Genomic DNA, 14,778 nt, shown 5'->3' on the forward strand with positions numbered 1-14,778 from the left:
TGGTACTGCGACCGGGAGGTCGTGGGAGAGTAGGACGTCGCCGGACAATTCTTAGTGGCTGAAGGCCGTCCCCCGCGGGGGGCGGCCTTCAGTCGTTCCTGCGCGTCTTCACGAGGCGTGTGGGTGCCGCCACCCCAGGGTTCACCGAGCGTTCGGTCGTGACGGCTCGAATGGTCGGGTGCAGAGCGGGACGCGTCGACGGGTGCTCACCGCGGTGCTCGTGGCCGGCGGGTTCGCCGGAGGGGTCGCCGTCGGCGGGCGCGGGCTGCTCCAGCGCCAGGCGGCCGTGGCGCGCGCTGCCATCGGCAAGCCGCTGGGCGAGGAGGCCCTCGCGGCCGACCGCACCTGGAAGCGCAAGCACGGCGACCGCGTCGACCTGCTCCTCATGGGTGACTCCGTCGCCGCGGGGTTGGGTGCCGAGCTGCCCAAGCACACCCTCGGCGCCCACCTGGCGCGCCGTCTCGCCAAGCGCACGCAGCGCGCCGTACGGCTGCACACGGCCGCCGTGGTGGGCTCGGAGAGCAAGGACCTCGAGGCACAGCTGGCGTCGCTCCCGGCGTCGTACCGACCCCACCTGGCCGTCGTGGTCGTGGGCGGCAACGACGTCACCCACCGAGTGCCCGTGGCCACCTCGGTGGCCCATCTCGTCGACTGCGTGGGGGCGCTGCGCGAGCGTGGCGCGGAGGTCGTGGTCGGCACGTGCCCCGACCTCGGTGCGCTCCGCCCCGTGCCGCAGCCGCTGCGCACCCTGGGCTCGATGGCGTCGCGCCAGCTGGCGTCGGCCCAGGCGGCTGCGGTGCTGCCCCTCGGGGCGCGGGTGGTGCCGCTCGCCACCGCGGTCGGCCCGTTCTTCGTCGTCGACCCCGACGCCCACTTCAGCGCGGACCGCTTCCACCCGTCGTCGCTGGGCTACAAGCGCACCGCCCAGGCGCTGCTGCCCGCCCTCGTGGCAGCGCTGGAGGGCGAGAGCGGCGGCGTCGCCGCGTCCTGACCGCCCGCACTCACGGGTCGGCGGGAGCGGGGGGAGACGTTTGCACTCGCTGGGGGCGAGTGCTAAAAATTGAGTTGGCAGTCACCGTGGGTGAGTGCCAACCCCAAGCACCACCGCACAACCATCCAGGCCGTGACCGTCGAGGTCCGGGAGCGCTGGCGGGAAGGGTCCGCCAGGTCGTCCGGACCGTCCGTCGCGGGCGACGCCGCGGCCGACCATCACCGAGCGTGAGGAACCACCACCAGTCATGCCGAAGCTGATTGCTTTCAACGAGGAGGCCCGCCGCGGGCTCGAGCGAGGGATGAACACCCTCGCCGACGCGGTCAAGGTCACCCTGGGCCCCAAGGGCCGCAACGTCGTGCTCGAGAAGAAGTGGGGTGCCCCCACGATCACCAACGACGGTGTGAGCATCGCCAAGGAGATCGAGCTCGAGGACCCCTACGAGAAGATCGGCGCCGAGCTCGTCAAGGAGGTCGCGAAGAAGACCGACGACGTCGCCGGTGACGGCACCACCACCGCGACCGTGCTCGCCCAGGCGATGGTCCGCGAGGGCCTGCGCAACGTCGCGGCCGGCGCCAACCCGATGGCGCTCAAGCGCGGCATCGAGAAGGCCGTCGAGTCCGTCTCCGAGCAGCTGCTCGGGATGGCCAAGGACATCGAGACCAAGGAGCAGATCGCCGCGACCGCGTCGATCTCCGCCGCCGACGCCTCCGTGGGCGAGGCCATCGCCGAGGCGATGGACAAGGTCGGCAAGGAAGGCGTCATCACGGTCGAGGAGTCGAACACCTTCGGGCTCGACCTCGAGCTCACCGAGGGGATGCGCTTCGACAAGGGCTACATCTCCCAGTACTTCATGACCGACCCCGAGCGCATGGAGGCCGTCCTCGACGACCCCTACGTGCTCATCGCCAACAGCAAGGTCAGCACCGTCAAGGACCTGCTGCCGCTGCTGGAGAAGGTCATGCAGTCCGGCAAGCCGCTGCTGATCATCGCCGAGGACGTCGAGGGCGAGGCCCTGTCGACCCTGGTCGTCAACAAGATCCGCGGCACCTTCAAGTCGGTCGCCGTCAAGGCCCCCGGCTTCGGTGACCGCCGCAAGGCAATGATGCAGGACATCGCGATCCTCACCGGTGGCCAGGTCATCTCCGAGGACGTCGGCCTGAAGCTGGAGAGCGCCGGTCTGGAGCTGCTCGGCCAGGCCCGCAAGGTCGTCATCACCAAGGACGAGACCACCATCGTCGAGGGCTCGGGCGACCAGGACCAGATCGCCGGTCGGGTCAACCAGATCCGCGCCGAGATCGAGAAGTCGGACTCCGACTACGACCGCGAGAAGCTGCAGGAGCGCCTCGCCAAGCTGGCCGGCGGCGTGGCCGTCATCAAGGTCGGCGCGGCCACCGAGGTCGAGCTCAAGGAGCGCAAGCACCGCATCGAGGACGCCGTGCGCAACGCGAAGGCGGCCGTCGAGGAGGGCATCGTCGCCGGCGGCGGCGTCGCCCTGGTGCAGGCAGCTGCCTCGGCGTTCGAGAAGCTCGACGTCGACGGTGACGAGGCCACCGGCGCCAACATCGTGCGCGTCGCGACCTCCGCCCCGCTGAAGCAGATCGCCGTCAACGCCGGCCTCGAGGGCGGCGTCGTCGCGGAGAAGGTCGCCGGGCTCACCCCGGGCCACGGCCTCAACGCCGCGTCGGGCGAGTACGTCGACATGGTCGCCGAGGGCATCATCGACCCGGCCAAGGTGACCCGCTCGGCGCTGCAGAACGCCGCGTCGATCGCCGCGCTGTTCCTCACCACCGAGGCCGTCGTGGCCGACAAGCCGGAGAAGGCCGCCCCCGCGGGCGACCCGACCGGCGGCATGGGCGGCATGGACTTCTGAGTCCAGGCGCCCGACGCTTCGCAGGGCCCCATCCCGATCAGTCCGGGGTGGGGCCCTGTGGCGTTCGGGGGCCCGGCCGCCTCGGGGCTTCGCAACGGTGGCGACCTGGCCGTTCTCCTCGCCGAGCAGGGGCGTGCGGCAGGTCAGGAGCCACCACCTAGGCTCCGGTCGTGGCGCGTACGACGAGACAGCTCACCGTCAGCGACAGCGTGGTCGTCCTCGCGGTCGACCCGGTCACGGTCTGGGAGCAGGTGGCCGACCCGACGCAGATGCCGCGGTGGAGCCCCGAGAACACCGGCGCGACGACCGCTGCGGAGGCACGGCCGCTGACCGAGGGCGAGACCTTCCGCGGCAGCAACCGCCGGGGGCGGGCGCGGTGGTCGACCGCGTGCGTCGTACGCCGCTCGGTGCCGGGTGAGCGGTTCTGCTTCGACGTCGTCGGCTGGGGACCGGAGCGGCTCGGCCTGAAGGTCGAGGTCGCCCGGTGGGACTACGCCTTCGAGGCCGTCGACGGCGGCACGCGGGTCACCGAGACCTGGTCCGACGGCCGGCGGGGCTGGCCGGCCTGGGCTGCGAACGCCTTCGACAAGGTCGCGGCGGGTCGGCCCTTCGCGGAGTTCCAGCGACGCAACATCGCCCGCACCCTGGCCGCGCTGAAGGCCGACCTGGAGCAGACGACGTGAGCGCACCACCGCTGCGGTGGGCGTGGGTCGTGGTGGTGCTGTTCACCGCGAGCGGGGTCGTCCACCTGGTGCGGCCGTCGGCGTTCGCGGCGCAGGTGCCGGACTTCCTCCCGGCGCAGACCGCGGTCGTCGTGGTCTCCGGCGTGCTCGAGCTCGCGTGCGCCGCGCTCATGGTGGTGCCGCGCACGCGTCGGGTCGGCGGTCTCGCCGCCGCGGTGCTGCTGGTCGCGATCTTCCCGGGCAACCTCTGGCAGACCTGGGAGGCGTGGTCGGACCACCGCGCGGGCGAGGCGAGCACGGCGTACCTCCTCGGCACGCTCGTGCGGCTGCCCCTGCAGGTGCCGCTGGTCTGGTGGACCTGGCGGGTGTGGCGCCCCGCGGCGCCGGCTCAGCCGCCCAGGCCGTAGCACTCCACGATCTTCGGGCCCGCGGTGTCGAGCGCCCGGAGGTCCTCCTCGCTGGCCATCCCCTCGATGGTCTCGTCGCCCGCGGCGAGCGAGGCCAGCGTCGCGTCGGAGAAGTCGGAGTCGACGAGCACCTGGGCCGCGCACTCGGCCTGCTCCGCGGTGATCCCCTCGCCGTCACGCTCGAGCGCAGCGGCGAGGTCCGCGACCGAGGGGCGGTCACCCGTCTCCGGGGCGGGGGCCTCCGAGGCCTGCTCGGTCGCCTCCTCCTGTGACGAGTCCTCCGACCCGCCACCGCCGCACCCGGCCACCGTCACGACCATCGCCGCCGCTGCCAGCGCCGTGCCGAGTCTCCTGCGCATCTGTGTGTCCCCCACGTCGCGCGCCCGGTCCGCTGCTGGCCCGAGGCGTCGCGGCCAGCATGGCGGACGCGGCGTGGGGACGTCCGCCGAATCCTCAGGACGTACGCCGCGCGACCAGCCCGGCGCCGAGCACCACGAGCCCGGCGGCGCTCGTCACCAGCAGCGCGGCGGTCGGTCCGGCACCGTCGACGAGGCCCCCCGCGAGCGCGGCGCCGGCGGCCACGCCGACGACGTTGGCCGTGGAGAGCGCGGTCATCGTGGTGGTGGCCCAGTCGGGCGGCGCGATCCGCTCGGCGAGGGCGTAGGAGCTGATCAGCGTCGGTGCGAGGGCGGTGCCCATCAGCAGCATGGCAACGGCCAGGCCCACCGGGCCAGCGGCGGTCGAGAGCAGCAGGCCGGCGACGAGGATGGCCGACCCGGAGACGGCGATGCGCAGCTCGTGCGGCACCCGCTCCGGCAGCCGGGTGGTCAGCAGCGCGGTGACGGCTGACCCGACGGCGCCGAGGCCGTAGACGAGCCCGGTCAGCGCGTCGTCCCCGGTGAGGGCGAGCCGCGCGGCCAGACCGGTCTGCGAGGCGCCGAAGACGACCCCGACCGCGCCGAGGCCGACCAGCAGCACCGCGAGCCGGCCGACGGGCAGCGGACCGCGGTGCTCCTCGGCCGCGCGGGCGCGGCCGGGCAGCGCGGTGCGGTGCAGCCCGAATCCGAGGTGGGCGACCAGTGCGAGCCCGAGGGCCAGCCACAGTGGCGTGGCGGGGGAGACCAGCGCGGCGAGGGTGCCGACCAGCACGGGCCCGAGCACGAACGACACCTCGTCGAGCGCGCCCTCCAGCGCCATCGCCGACGAGACGAACCGCCGCTCGTCGGCGCGACCCCGCGCCATCGCCGACCAGCGGGTGCGAGCCATCGCGCCCAGCTGTGGGTTGGCCAGGCCGACCAGCGCTCCGAGCAGGAGCAGGGCGGGCAGGGGCAGCGCCGTCAGCAGCAGCGTGACCAGGGCGGTCGCCTGCAGCGCCGTCGCCACCACGGCGACCAGACGCTGCCCGGCGCCGTCGGCCAGGGCTCCCACCAGGGGACCGCCCACGGCGCCCCCGAGGCTGAGCGCGGCGACGGCCAGGCCGCCCGTGCCGTAGGAGCCGGTGCGTTCGGCGACCAGCAGCAGCGTGCCGAGCGGGAGCGTCGCGGTCGGCAGCCGAGCGGCCGCGTCGAGCGCGAGGAAGACGGGCCCGGGGGTGGCGGCGACGGTGCGCAGCGTGGGCGCAGGGACGGGTGCTTCGGTGAGGGTCACGCGGGTGCTCCGGGGTACGACGGCGGACGTCGTGCGCCACCCCACCACTGACGCACCGGACCCCTGTGCTGCCCGCACGCTACCGCCGTACGCCGGCGCCCGCGAAACCGTGCGCCGGCCGGCGCCCCTCAGGCGCCGCGAAGGAGCGGCAGGTCGGCGTTGAGCAGGGCGGTGACGCGACGGCAGAGCAGGTCGACGACGGCGTCGTGGGTGCCGATCACCTCGGCGACGGTGGCGGCGCCGGCCTCGCGGGCGACCCGGGCGGCGCGGTCGGCGAAGAAGCCGCCGGCCAGCAGGTACGGCGACACGACGTCGCCGGGGCGCACGACGGCCTCGGGGCGCTCGCCCAGGCCCGACATCGTGGCGATGCGGACCGGAGCGCCCCACGCGCGGCCGAGCAGCTGGGCGGCGCGCTCGAGGTCACGGGTGGCGAGCGGGTCGCTCGACCCGGCGGCGACCATGACGACCGGTCGGCCGCGCTCGGCGCGGGCCTCGAGCAGCCGGTCGACCTGTGCCTGGGCCAGCAGGGCGTGCGGCCCGAGCGAGCGGCCGACCACGGCGGGCCGGCCTTTGGCGGCCGCGGGCAGGTCCTGGCGCAGGTGGTAGCCCGTCGACAGCAGCAGCGGCACCACGACGGTCGGCTGGTCGGAGCCGGCCAGCACGTCGGTCAGCAGCGGCTCGCACAGCTCGACGTACGACGTCACCGCCTCGACGCCCAGCCGCTGGGCCGCACGGCGGGTCGTCTCGACGGCCGTCGCGTTGGCCGGGCGCTTGCGGGTGCCGTGGGCGACGGTGACGAGCCGGGTCGCGTTCATGGGGGCACCTCCTCGTCGCGGCCGGTCCAGGGTAGTCAGTGGGCTCACGACGCGACCGGGTCGACGGCGAGGCGGTAGCCGCGCTTGACGACGGTCTGCACCGACCGGGTGCCGATCGCGGCGCGCAGCCGCGCGACGGCCATCTCGACCGCGTGCTCGGACCCGGCGGTGCCGCTCGGCAGCATCGCCAGCAGCGCTCGCCGCGAGACGACGTTGCCGGGGTTGGAGACCAGGGCCTGGAGCACCGCGGCGGGCGCGGGTGAGAGCCGGACCTCGGCGCCGTCGAGCAGCACCTCGTCGCCGTGCAGCAGCAGCTGGTGGCCCCCGACCAGCTCGAGGGCGAGGCCGTCGCGGCGCGACGGCAGCTCGGTCTCGAGCTGCTTGACCATGGCGGCGAGGCGGGAGCGCTCGGGATAGACCGTCGGCACGCCCCACATCTCGAAGGCCGCCGAGGTGACGGGCCCGACGCACGAGGCCACGACGTCGGCCTGGAAGGCCGAGACCACCTCGTCGCGGCGCCCGACCGAGCCGGCCGCCTCCATCATGGCGGCGACCGCGGGGGCCGAGGTGAAGGTGACGGCGTCGAGCTGGCGGTCGGCGACGAGGTCGATCAGCGCGAACATCGGCTCGGGGTCCTCGGCCGGCACCACCCGGTAGACGCTCACGGTGGTGACGTCGGCACCGCGCCGGCGCAGCGCGTGGGCCGCCATCGACAGCGACTGGCCGTGCTCCTGCACCACGATCCGGCGGCCCTCGAGGTCGCGTCCGCGCAGGTGGTCGAGCACGTCGTCGAACTCCTCCGACTCCGGCGCCCACAGCTCGCGCAGGCCGTGCCGGCGCAGCGCCCCCACGCTCTTCGGTCCACGGGCCAGGATCTCGGCGGGCTCGAGGTGCGCGACCAGCCGCTCGAGCAGGCCCCAGCCGTCGGCGGCGGAGAACCACGTGCGCAGGCCGATGCCGGTAGTGGCCAGGAACAGGTCGACCGGCTGCGCCAGCACCCGCTCCGTGGCCGCCCGCAGCTCGTCGGCGTCGACCTGGTGCGGCGCCAGCGACAGCGCCGGCGCCTTGACCACGGTCGCGCCGCGGCGCTCGAGCAGCGCCGCCTGCTCGTCGAGCTTGCGCGCCGCGGTCACCCCGACGCGGTAGCCGCGCAGCGGACCCTCACCCACCGGCGCCTCCTCCCTCACGTCGTGCCCGCCACCCGCACCACACCAGCGTCGGTGACCTCGACGGCGTACGTCGCCACGCGGACGTCGGCGTCGTCGAGGCACTGGCCGGTGCGGAGGTCGAACCCCTGCTTGAACATCGGGGAGGCGACGTACGGGACCGTCTCCCCGGCGATCGTGCGGGTGCCGACGATGCCGCGCGCCAGCACCGAGGCCCGGCAGAAGGGATCGTAGTTGTCGAGGGCGTGCACGGCGTCGTCGTGGGTCCGGAAGACCGCCACCGCCCGCCCGTCGACCAGCGCCGCCACCCCGCTCTCGGGGTCGATCCGGTCGAGGTGGCAGACCTCGGTCCAGGTGGTGGTCTCGACGGGCTCGACCGGCGAGCGGGTCTCGACCGGCGAGGTGGTCTCGTCGGTCGAGCCTGTCGAGACCACGCGTGCGCTCATCGGGGGGCCCCGACGGGGATGGAGGCGCCGAGGTCGACGGGGCCGTCGGTCAGGGCGGGCTCGGTCTGGCCGCGGCGCGAGCCGAAGGTGACGTTGGGGTCGGGCACGTCGGGGGCGTTGACGAAGGAGACGAAGCGGGCGAGCTTGTCGGGGTCGTCGAGGGTCGCCGCCCACTCGTCGAAGTAGGTGTCGACGTGCTGGGCCATCGCGGCCTCGAGCTCGCTGCCGAGCCCGAGCACGTCGTCGACGACGACCGCGCGCACGCGGTCCAGCCCGCCCTCGAGGCTCTCGATCCAGGTGGAGGTGCGCTGGAGCCGGTCGGCGGTGCGGACGTAGTACATGAGGTAGCGGTCGACGTAGCGGACCAGCGTCTCGTCGTCGAGGTCACCGGCCAGCAGCTGCGCGTGGGCGGGGGTGGCGCCGCCGTTGCCGCCGACGTAGAGGTTCCAGCCCTTCTCGGTGGCGATGACGCCGAAGTCCTTGCTGCGGGCCTCGGCGCACTCGCGCGCGCACCCGCTCACACCGGACTTCAGCTTGTGCGGCGAGCGCAGACCCCGGTAGCGCTCCTCGAGCCGGATCGCCATCGAGGTGGAGTCCTGCACGCCGTAGCGGCACCAGGTCGAGCCGACGCAGGACTTCACCGTGCGCAGCGACTTGCCGTAGGCGTGGCCGGACTCGAAGCCGGCGTCGACGAGCCGCCGCCAGATGGCGGGCAGCTCCTCGACCCGGGCACCGAGCAGGTCGATGCGCTGGCCGCCGGTGATCTTGGTGTAGAGGCCGAAGTCGCGGGCGACCTCGCCGAGCACGATGAGCTTCTCCGGCGTGATCTCGCCGCCGGCGACGCGGGGCATCACGCCGTACGTGCCGTTCTTCTGGATGTTGGCGAGGTAGGCGTCATTGGTGTCCTGCAGGGTGCGGTTGCCCTTGTCGAGCACGTGGTGGTTGAGCTGGGTGGCGAGCACCGAGGCGACGGCGGGCTTGCAGACGTCGCAGCCGCGGCCGGTGCCGTGGGCGTCGAGCACCTGCGTGAACGACGTGTGGCCGTGCACGCGCACCACGTCGAAGAGCTCGGCGCGGGTGAGCGCGAAGTGCTCGCACAGGCTGCGGTCGACCTCGCGCCCGACCGAGGCGAAGAAGTCCTCGACGATCTTCTTGACCACCGGCTTGCACGACCCGCAGGTGGCGCCGGCGCTGGTGCAGCGGGTGACGCAGGCGGGGGAGTCGCAGGCCTCTCTGCGGACCCGCTCGACGATGTCACCCTTGCTGACGTCGTTGCACGAGCAGACCTGGGCCTCGTCCGGCAGCCCGATCTCCGCGCCGCCACGACCCGCGGGGAGGATCAGCTCCTCCGGGTTCTCCGGCAGGGCGAGTCCCGAGGCGACCATCGGCCGCAGCACGCCGTACGCCGTCGCGTCGCCGACGAGGACGCCGCCGAGCAGCACGAACGAGCCGTCGTCGGACTCGCGCACGACGAGCTTCTTGTAGACGCCGGTGACGGCGTCGGCGAAGACCAGCTCGAGCGCGTCGGGGGTGGTGGCGAACGCGTCGCCGAAGGAGGCGACGTCGACGCCCATGAGCTTGAGCTTGGTGCTCATGTCGGCCTCGGTGAAGCGACCCTCGCCGCCCGTGAGCGCGTCGACGACGACCTCGGCCATCGTGTAGCCCGGGGCGACCAGGCCGTAGGTGCGGCCGGCGGGAGCGGCGCACTCGCCGATCGCCCAGACGCCCGGCGCGCTGGCGTGGCACTGCTCGTCGACCAGCACGCCGCCGCGCTCGCCGAGGTCGAGGCCCGCGTCACGGCCGAGCCGGTCCTGCGCCCGGATGCCCGCGGAGAACACGACGACGTCGGCCGGCAGGTCGCCGCGGTCTCGCAGCCGCAGGCCGGTGACCCGGCCGTCCTCGCCGAGCACCTCCTCGGTGGTGGCGCCGACGTGCACGCCGAGCCCCAGCCGCTCCACGTGGCGGGTCAGCATCGCGCCGCCCGCCTCGTCGACCTGGACCGCCATCAGCCGCGGCGCCATCTCGACCACGTGGGTCTCGAGCCCCAGCTGCGCCAGCGCGTTGGCGGCCTCCAGCCCCAGCAGGCCGCCGCCGATCACCGCCCCGACCCGGGCCCCCGCCTCGGCCGCCGCGCGGATCGCCTCGAGGTCGGCGATGGTGCGGTAGACGAAGACGTTGTCGAGGTCGCGCCCGGGAACAGGCGGCACGAACGGCACCGACCCGGTCGCCAGCACCAGCTCGTCGTAGCCGAGCTCGCACGCCCCGTCGAGGCCGTCGCCCGCGAGCGTGACCGTGCGGGCCCCGACGTCGATGGCCAGCACCTCCGTGCCGAGCAGCAACCGCACGCGGGGGTCGTCGTACGACCCGGTCGGCAGCAGCGACAGCGCCTCGGCGCCCACCTCGAAGAAGGTGGTGAGGCCGACGCGGTCGTAGGCCGCGCGGTCCTCCTCGCCGACGACCACGACGTCGTGGGTCTGGGTGAGGCCGCGCTCGACGGCGGCCTGCACGAAGCGGTGGCCGACCATGCCGTGGCCGACGACGACGATCCTCTTGCGGGGTGGCACCGGGGTTCCTCCTGGGACTAGCGGACGGGCTGGGGGGAGCGGGTGGCGAGCAGCTGCCGGACGACGGGGGCGCACCCGCCGCAGCCGGTGGTGGCGCGGGTGGTCTCGCGGACGGCGTCGAGCGACGAGCAGGCCCGTACGGCGCCCGCCGGGACCCCGGCGCAGGCACAGACCTCGGCGTCGTCGGGGAGCGCCGCCGCGCTCGCGGCGGCTCCGGTGGCGGGACGGTCCGGCAGCAGCAGCGCGGCCGGCTCCTCGGGGCCGAGCACGGTGCCGCGGTCGTGGTGCTGGGTGATCAGGCCGACGCGCGACAGGTCGCCGACCAGCTCGGCGGCCACGACCACGCCCTCGCGCACGACCAGCCGGCGGTGGGAGCGGGTCACCGGGTTGGTCACCTCGACCACCTCGCCCTCGGCGGTCAGCGGGTCGCCGAGCACGGCCACGTCGAGGCCGGTCGCCCGCAGCCGGGCGACGCTGCGGGTGCCGGCGTACGACGCCCCCTCGCCCGCCAGGTGGGCGGCCAGCGCCTCGGCTTGCTCCCAGGCCGGGGCGACGAAGCCGGTGGTGCGCCCGGCGTGCTCGGCGCAGTCGCCGATCGCGTGCACGTGCGGGTCGCTCGTGGTCAGGTGGTCGTCGACGACCACGCCGCGGCGCACCCTCAGTCCGGCCCGCTTGGCCAGGGCCGTCGACGGCCGGCCGCCCGCGGTCAGCACGACGAGGTCGGTGTCGAGGTCGTAGCCGTTGTCGAGCCGCAGCACCGGCGCCTCGTCGGTGCCGCTGAGGCGCACCACCCGCGCACCGGTGTAGACGGCCGTGCCGAGCCGGGCGAGGTCGCGGGCGATGATTCCGCCCGCCCGGGTGCCCACCTGGCTGTTGAGCAGGTGCTCCCCGCCCTCCACCAGCTCGACGTCGACCCCCCGCACCGCCAGCGCCCGCGCCACCTGCAGGCCGAGCAGCCCACCCCCGACCACGACCGCTCGGGGCGCGCGGCCCGCCCCGGGTGTCGCGTCCGCGTGGTCCGCGCGGGGTGTCGCGTCAGTGGAGTCCGCTCCCTGAGGAGCCCGCGAGGGACGAGCGGGCGCCGACTCCGGTCCCTGAGGAGCCCGCGAGGGACGAGCGGGCGTCACGAAGGGGCCGCCCTTCGTGGCTCGCTGCGCTCGCTCCTCAGGGAGCGGGGGTGCCGCGGTGGTCTCGACGGGCTCGACCAGCGGGTTCTCGTCGGTCGCCCACTCCGGTCCCTGAGGAGCCCGCGAGGGACGAGCGGGCGCCGACTCCGGTCCCTGAGGAGCCCGCGAGGGACGAGCGGGCGTCACGAAGGGGCCGCCCTTCGTGGCTCGCTGCGCTCGCACCTCAGGGAGCGGGGGTGTCGCGGTGGTCTCGACGGGCTCGACCAGCGGGTTCTCGTCGGTCGCCCACTCCGGTCCCTGAGGAGCCCGCGAGGGACGAGCGGGCGTCACGAAGGGGCCGCCCTTCGTGGCTCGCTGCGCTCGCACCTCAGGGAGCGGGGGCGTCATGCCGTTCGTGGCTCGCTGCGCTCGCACCTCAGGGAGCGGGGGCGTCATGCCGTTCGTGGCTCGCTGCGCTCGCGCCTCAGGGAGCGGGGGTGTCGCGGTGGTCTCGACGGGCTCGACCAGCGGGGGTGCCGAGACCAGCGCGCGCACGGCGGCGTCGAGGCGGTGGCAGTCGGTGAGGCTGCGGAAAGGGTGGACGGCGGGGTGCAGGGTGCCGTCCATCCGCACCAGGCCGCGGATGGGAGGGAGCGAGGGCACCGACCCGGTCGCCAGGACGAGCCGGTCGTAGCCGATCCGCTCGCCGTCGACCAGCATCACCTCGCGCGCGGCCCGGTCGACGTCGAGGACCCGGGCGCCCCGGCGCAGCTCGACGCCGTGGGCGGCGTACCAGCCGGGTTCGCGCAGCGTGATCGCCTCGACCCGGTGGGTGCCCTCGACGACGGCGGACAGCAGGATCCGGTTGTACGCCGGGTGCTCCTCGTCGCCGAGCACGGTCACGTCGGTGACGCCGCGGGCCACGAGCTGCTCGACGAGCCGGGTGGCGGCCATGCCCGAGCCCACGACGACGGTCCGCGTCATGCGCGCACCGCACGGATTTTCTCGACAGGCTCGACCAGCGAGGTGGCGACCGGGGCGAGGGAGGCCGCGCAGACCTTGAACTCCGGCATCCGGCTGGCGGGGTCGAGGGCGTCGTTGGTCAGCCGGTTTGCGCCGACCCAGTGGAACGGCACGAAGACGGTGTCGGGGCGGATCGTCGCGACCACGCGGGCGGGGGCGAGCATCGTCCCGCGACGGGTGGCCAGCAGCACGGGCTCGCCGTCGACGACCCCGAGCCGGGCGGCGAGCAGCGGGTGGAGCTCGACGTACGGTCCGTCGTCGGGCAGGGCGGCGAGGCGACGGGTCTGGGCGCCTGACTGGTACTGCGCGAGGACGCGGCCGGTGGTCAGGTGCAGCGGGTACGCCGCGTCGGTCGGCTCGGCGGTGCCGCGGTGGTCGACGGCGACGAAGCGGGCGCGGCCGTCGGGGTGGGCGAAGCGCTCGGCGAAGAGTCGCGGGGTGCCCGGGTGGTCCGGCGCGGGGCAGGGCCAGAAGACGCCGTGCTCGTCGCGGATCCGGTCGTAGGTGATGCCGGCGTAGTCGGCGCGGCCGCCGGCCGAGGCCCGGCCGAGCTCGGCGAAGACCTCCTCCGCGTCGGCGGCGAACGGCACCGGCGACCCGAAGCGGTCGGCCAGCTCGGCCAGCAGCGCCAGCTCGTCGCGCACGCCCTCGGGCGGGGCGACGGCGCGCTGCCGCAGCACGACCCGACCCTCGACGTTGGTCATGGTGCCGGTCTCCTCGGCCCACTGCGTCACGGGCAGCACCACGTCGGCCATCGCCGCGGTCTCCGACATCACGAGGTCGGCGACGACGAGCAGGTCGAGGGCGGCGAGGCGCTCGGTGACGTGGACGGCGTTGGGGGCGGAGACCACGACGTTGCTGCCGAAGACGAGCAGGCCGCGGGGGCCGCCGTCGCGACCGAGGGCGCCGAGCAGCTCGTATGCCGACACCCCGGCGCCCGGCAGCGAGTCGGGGTCGACGCCCCAGACCCGGGCGACGTGCTCGCGGGCGGCGGGGTCGTCGATCATCCGGTAGCCGGGGAGCTGGTCGGCCTTCTGGCCGTGCTCGCGCCCGCCCTGGCCGTTGCCCTGGCCGGTGAGGCAGCCGTAGCCGGCGGCGTCGCGACCGGGCAGCCCCAGCGCGAGCGCGACGCCGATCCAGCCGAGCACGGTCGCCGTGCCCTGGGCGTGCTGCTCGGCGCCGCGGGCGGTCAGCACCACGACCCTGGGGGAGAAGGCGAGCAGGTCGACGAGGGCGTGCAGCTCGGCGACCGGTACGCCGCTGACCCGCTCGACGCGCTCGGGCCACCAGCCGGCGGCGACGGCACGCACGTCGTCCCAGCCGGTGGTGCGCGAGGCGACGTACTCCTCGTCGACGAGGCCGCGGGCGTCGAGCAGGTGCAGCACGCCGAGCGCGACCGCGAGGTCGGTGCCGGGCACGGGCTGCAGCACGAGGTCGGCGCGGTCGGCGGTCGGGGTGCGACGGGGGTCGAGCACCACGACGCGGCCGCCGCGCTCGCGGAGCCGGTCGAGGTGGCGCGCGGCCGGCGGCATGGTCTCGGCGAGGTTGGACCCCACCAGCACCACCACGTCGGCGCGCTCGAGGTCGGCGAGCGGGAACGGCAGCCCCCGGTCGACCCCGAAGGCCTGGTTGCCCGCCGACGCGGCCGAGCTCATGCACCAGCGACCGTTGTAGTCGACCTGGCTGGTGCCGAGCGCGACCCGGGCGAGCTTGCCGAGGGTGTAGGCCTTCTCGTTGGTCAGACCACCACCGCCGAAGACCGCGACGGCGTCGCGACCCGACTCGGCCTGCAGCGCTGCGACCCGGTCGGCCACGACGCCGAGCGCCTCGTCCCAGCCCGCCGCGCGCAGCTCGCCCGTGGCGCGGTCGCGCAGCAGCGGCGTGGTCAGCCGCTCGCGGTGGCCGCGCAGGCCGGTGGCGGTCCAGCCCTTGCGGCACAGCGCGCCCTCGTTGACCGGGAACTCCGGCCAGGGCGCCACCTCGAGCCGGCGCCCTGCTCGCTCCAGGCGCATGCCGCACTGGAGCGAGCAGTAGGGGCAGTGGGTCTGCGTCATCGA

12 protein-coding genes are annotated in these 14,778 nt (G+C 74.7%); 4 read left to right on the forward strand and 8 right to left on the reverse strand.

Annotated elements, in window-relative coordinates; translation table 11 throughout:
- The first annotated feature begins 178 nt into the window (after positions 1-178).
- The 4 genes from ACYU8I_RS17230 (at position 179) to ACYU8I_RS17245 (ending at position 3,954) form a co-directional block, all read left to right on the forward strand.
- Positions 179-991, forward strand: a complete 813-nt coding sequence (locus ACYU8I_RS17230) for an SGNH/GDSL hydrolase family protein (protein WP_460843219.1) — start codon at positions 179-181, stop codon at positions 989-991.
- Positions 992-1,238: 247 nt separating this feature from the next.
- Positions 1,239-2,864 (forward strand): chaperonin GroEL, encoded by a 1,626-nt coding sequence (gene groL / locus ACYU8I_RS17235; protein WP_460843222.1) that lies wholly within the window; start codon positions 1,239-1,241, stop codon positions 2,862-2,864.
- Between the two features lie 170 nt (positions 2,865-3,034).
- A complete protein-coding gene (locus ACYU8I_RS17240) occupies positions 3,035-3,547 on the forward strand; it encodes an SRPBCC family protein (protein WP_460843223.1) in 513 nt (170 codons plus the stop codon).
- Positions 3,544-3,954 (forward strand): DoxX family protein, encoded by a 411-nt coding sequence (locus tag ACYU8I_RS17245; RefSeq protein ID WP_460843225.1) that lies wholly within the window; start codon positions 3,544-3,546, stop codon positions 3,952-3,954. The genes ACYU8I_RS17240 and ACYU8I_RS17245 overlap by 4 nt, the downstream gene beginning before the upstream one ends.
- Here the strand turns inward: ACYU8I_RS17245 and ACYU8I_RS17250 are convergent.
- The 8 genes from ACYU8I_RS17250 to ACYU8I_RS17285 all read right to left on the reverse strand — a co-directional run bounded on the left by ACYU8I_RS17250 (position 3,936) and on the right by ACYU8I_RS17285 (position 14,775).
- Positions 3,936-4,313 carry a hypothetical protein gene (locus tag ACYU8I_RS17250; protein WP_460843228.1) on the reverse strand — a complete coding sequence of 126 codons (378 nt, stop codon included), beginning with the start codon at positions 4,311-4,313 and terminating at the stop codon, positions 3,936-3,938. The genes ACYU8I_RS17245 and ACYU8I_RS17250 overlap by 19 nt on opposite strands.
- A 94-nt stretch (positions 4,314-4,407) precedes the next feature.
- Positions 4,408-5,601, reverse strand: a complete 1,194-nt coding sequence (locus tag ACYU8I_RS17255) for an MFS transporter (RefSeq protein WP_460843231.1) — start codon at positions 5,599-5,601, stop codon at positions 4,408-4,410.
- 128 nt (positions 5,602-5,729) lie between these two features.
- Complete coding sequence (locus ACYU8I_RS17260) at positions 5,730-6,416, reverse strand: sirohydrochlorin chelatase (RefSeq protein WP_460843233.1); 687 nt, start codon at positions 6,414-6,416, stop codon at positions 5,730-5,732.
- Between the two features lie 44 nt (positions 6,417-6,460).
- Positions 6,461-7,585 (reverse strand): uroporphyrinogen-III synthase, encoded by a 1,125-nt coding sequence (locus tag ACYU8I_RS17265; protein WP_460843235.1) that lies wholly within the window; start codon positions 7,583-7,585, stop codon positions 6,461-6,463.
- A gap of 14 nt (positions 7,586-7,599) precedes the next feature.
- Entirely contained in the window at positions 7,600-8,028 is a 429-nt protein-coding gene (gene nirD / locus ACYU8I_RS17270) for a nitrite reductase small subunit NirD (RefSeq protein ID WP_460843237.1), read from the reverse strand.
- The gene (nirB, locus tag ACYU8I_RS17275; protein WP_460843239.1) at positions 8,025-10,592 is read right to left on the reverse strand and encodes a nitrite reductase large subunit NirB; all 2,568 of its coding nucleotides are present in this window, start codon (positions 10,590-10,592) and stop codon (positions 8,025-8,027) included. The genes nirD and nirB overlap by 4 nt, the downstream gene beginning before the upstream one ends.
- 17 nt (positions 10,593-10,609) lie before the next feature.
- Positions 10,610-12,682 (reverse strand): FAD-dependent oxidoreductase, encoded by a 2,073-nt coding sequence (locus ACYU8I_RS17280; protein ID WP_460843240.1) that lies wholly within the window; start codon positions 12,680-12,682, stop codon positions 10,610-10,612.
- Entirely contained in the window at positions 12,679-14,775 is a 2,097-nt protein-coding gene (locus ACYU8I_RS17285) for a molybdopterin oxidoreductase family protein (protein WP_460843242.1), read from the reverse strand. Before ACYU8I_RS17285 ends, ACYU8I_RS17280 begins: the two co-directional genes overlap by 4 nt.
- Positions 14,776-14,778: the final 3 nt, after the last annotated feature.

The organism is Nocardioides marmoraquaticus, from assembly GCF_054777915.1.

Excerpts from the sequence above, each read along its gene's own strand:
- groL (WP_460843222.1), top strand. The coding sequence starts at position 1,239 with ATGCCGAAGCTGATTGCTTTCAACGAGGAGGCCCGCCGCGGGCTCGAG.
- ACYU8I_RS17250 (WP_460843228.1), bottom strand. The coding sequence starts at position 4,313 with ATGCGCAGGAGACTCGGCACGGCGCTGGCAGCGGCGGCGATGGTCGTG.
- ACYU8I_RS17260 (WP_460843233.1), bottom strand. The coding sequence starts at position 6,416 with ATGAACGCGACCCGGCTCGTCACCGTCGCCCACGGCACCCGCAAGCGC.
- nirD (WP_460843237.1), bottom strand. The coding sequence starts at position 8,028 with ATGAGCGCACGCGTGGTCTCGACAGGCTCGACCGACGAGACCACCTCG.
- ACYU8I_RS17280 (WP_460843240.1), bottom strand. The coding sequence starts at position 12,682 with ATGACGCGGACCGTCGTCGTGGGCTCGGGCATGGCCGCCACCCGGCTC.
- ACYU8I_RS17285 (WP_460843242.1), bottom strand. The coding sequence starts at position 14,775 with ATGACGCAGACCCACTGCCCCTACTGCTCGCTCCAGTGCGGCATGCGC.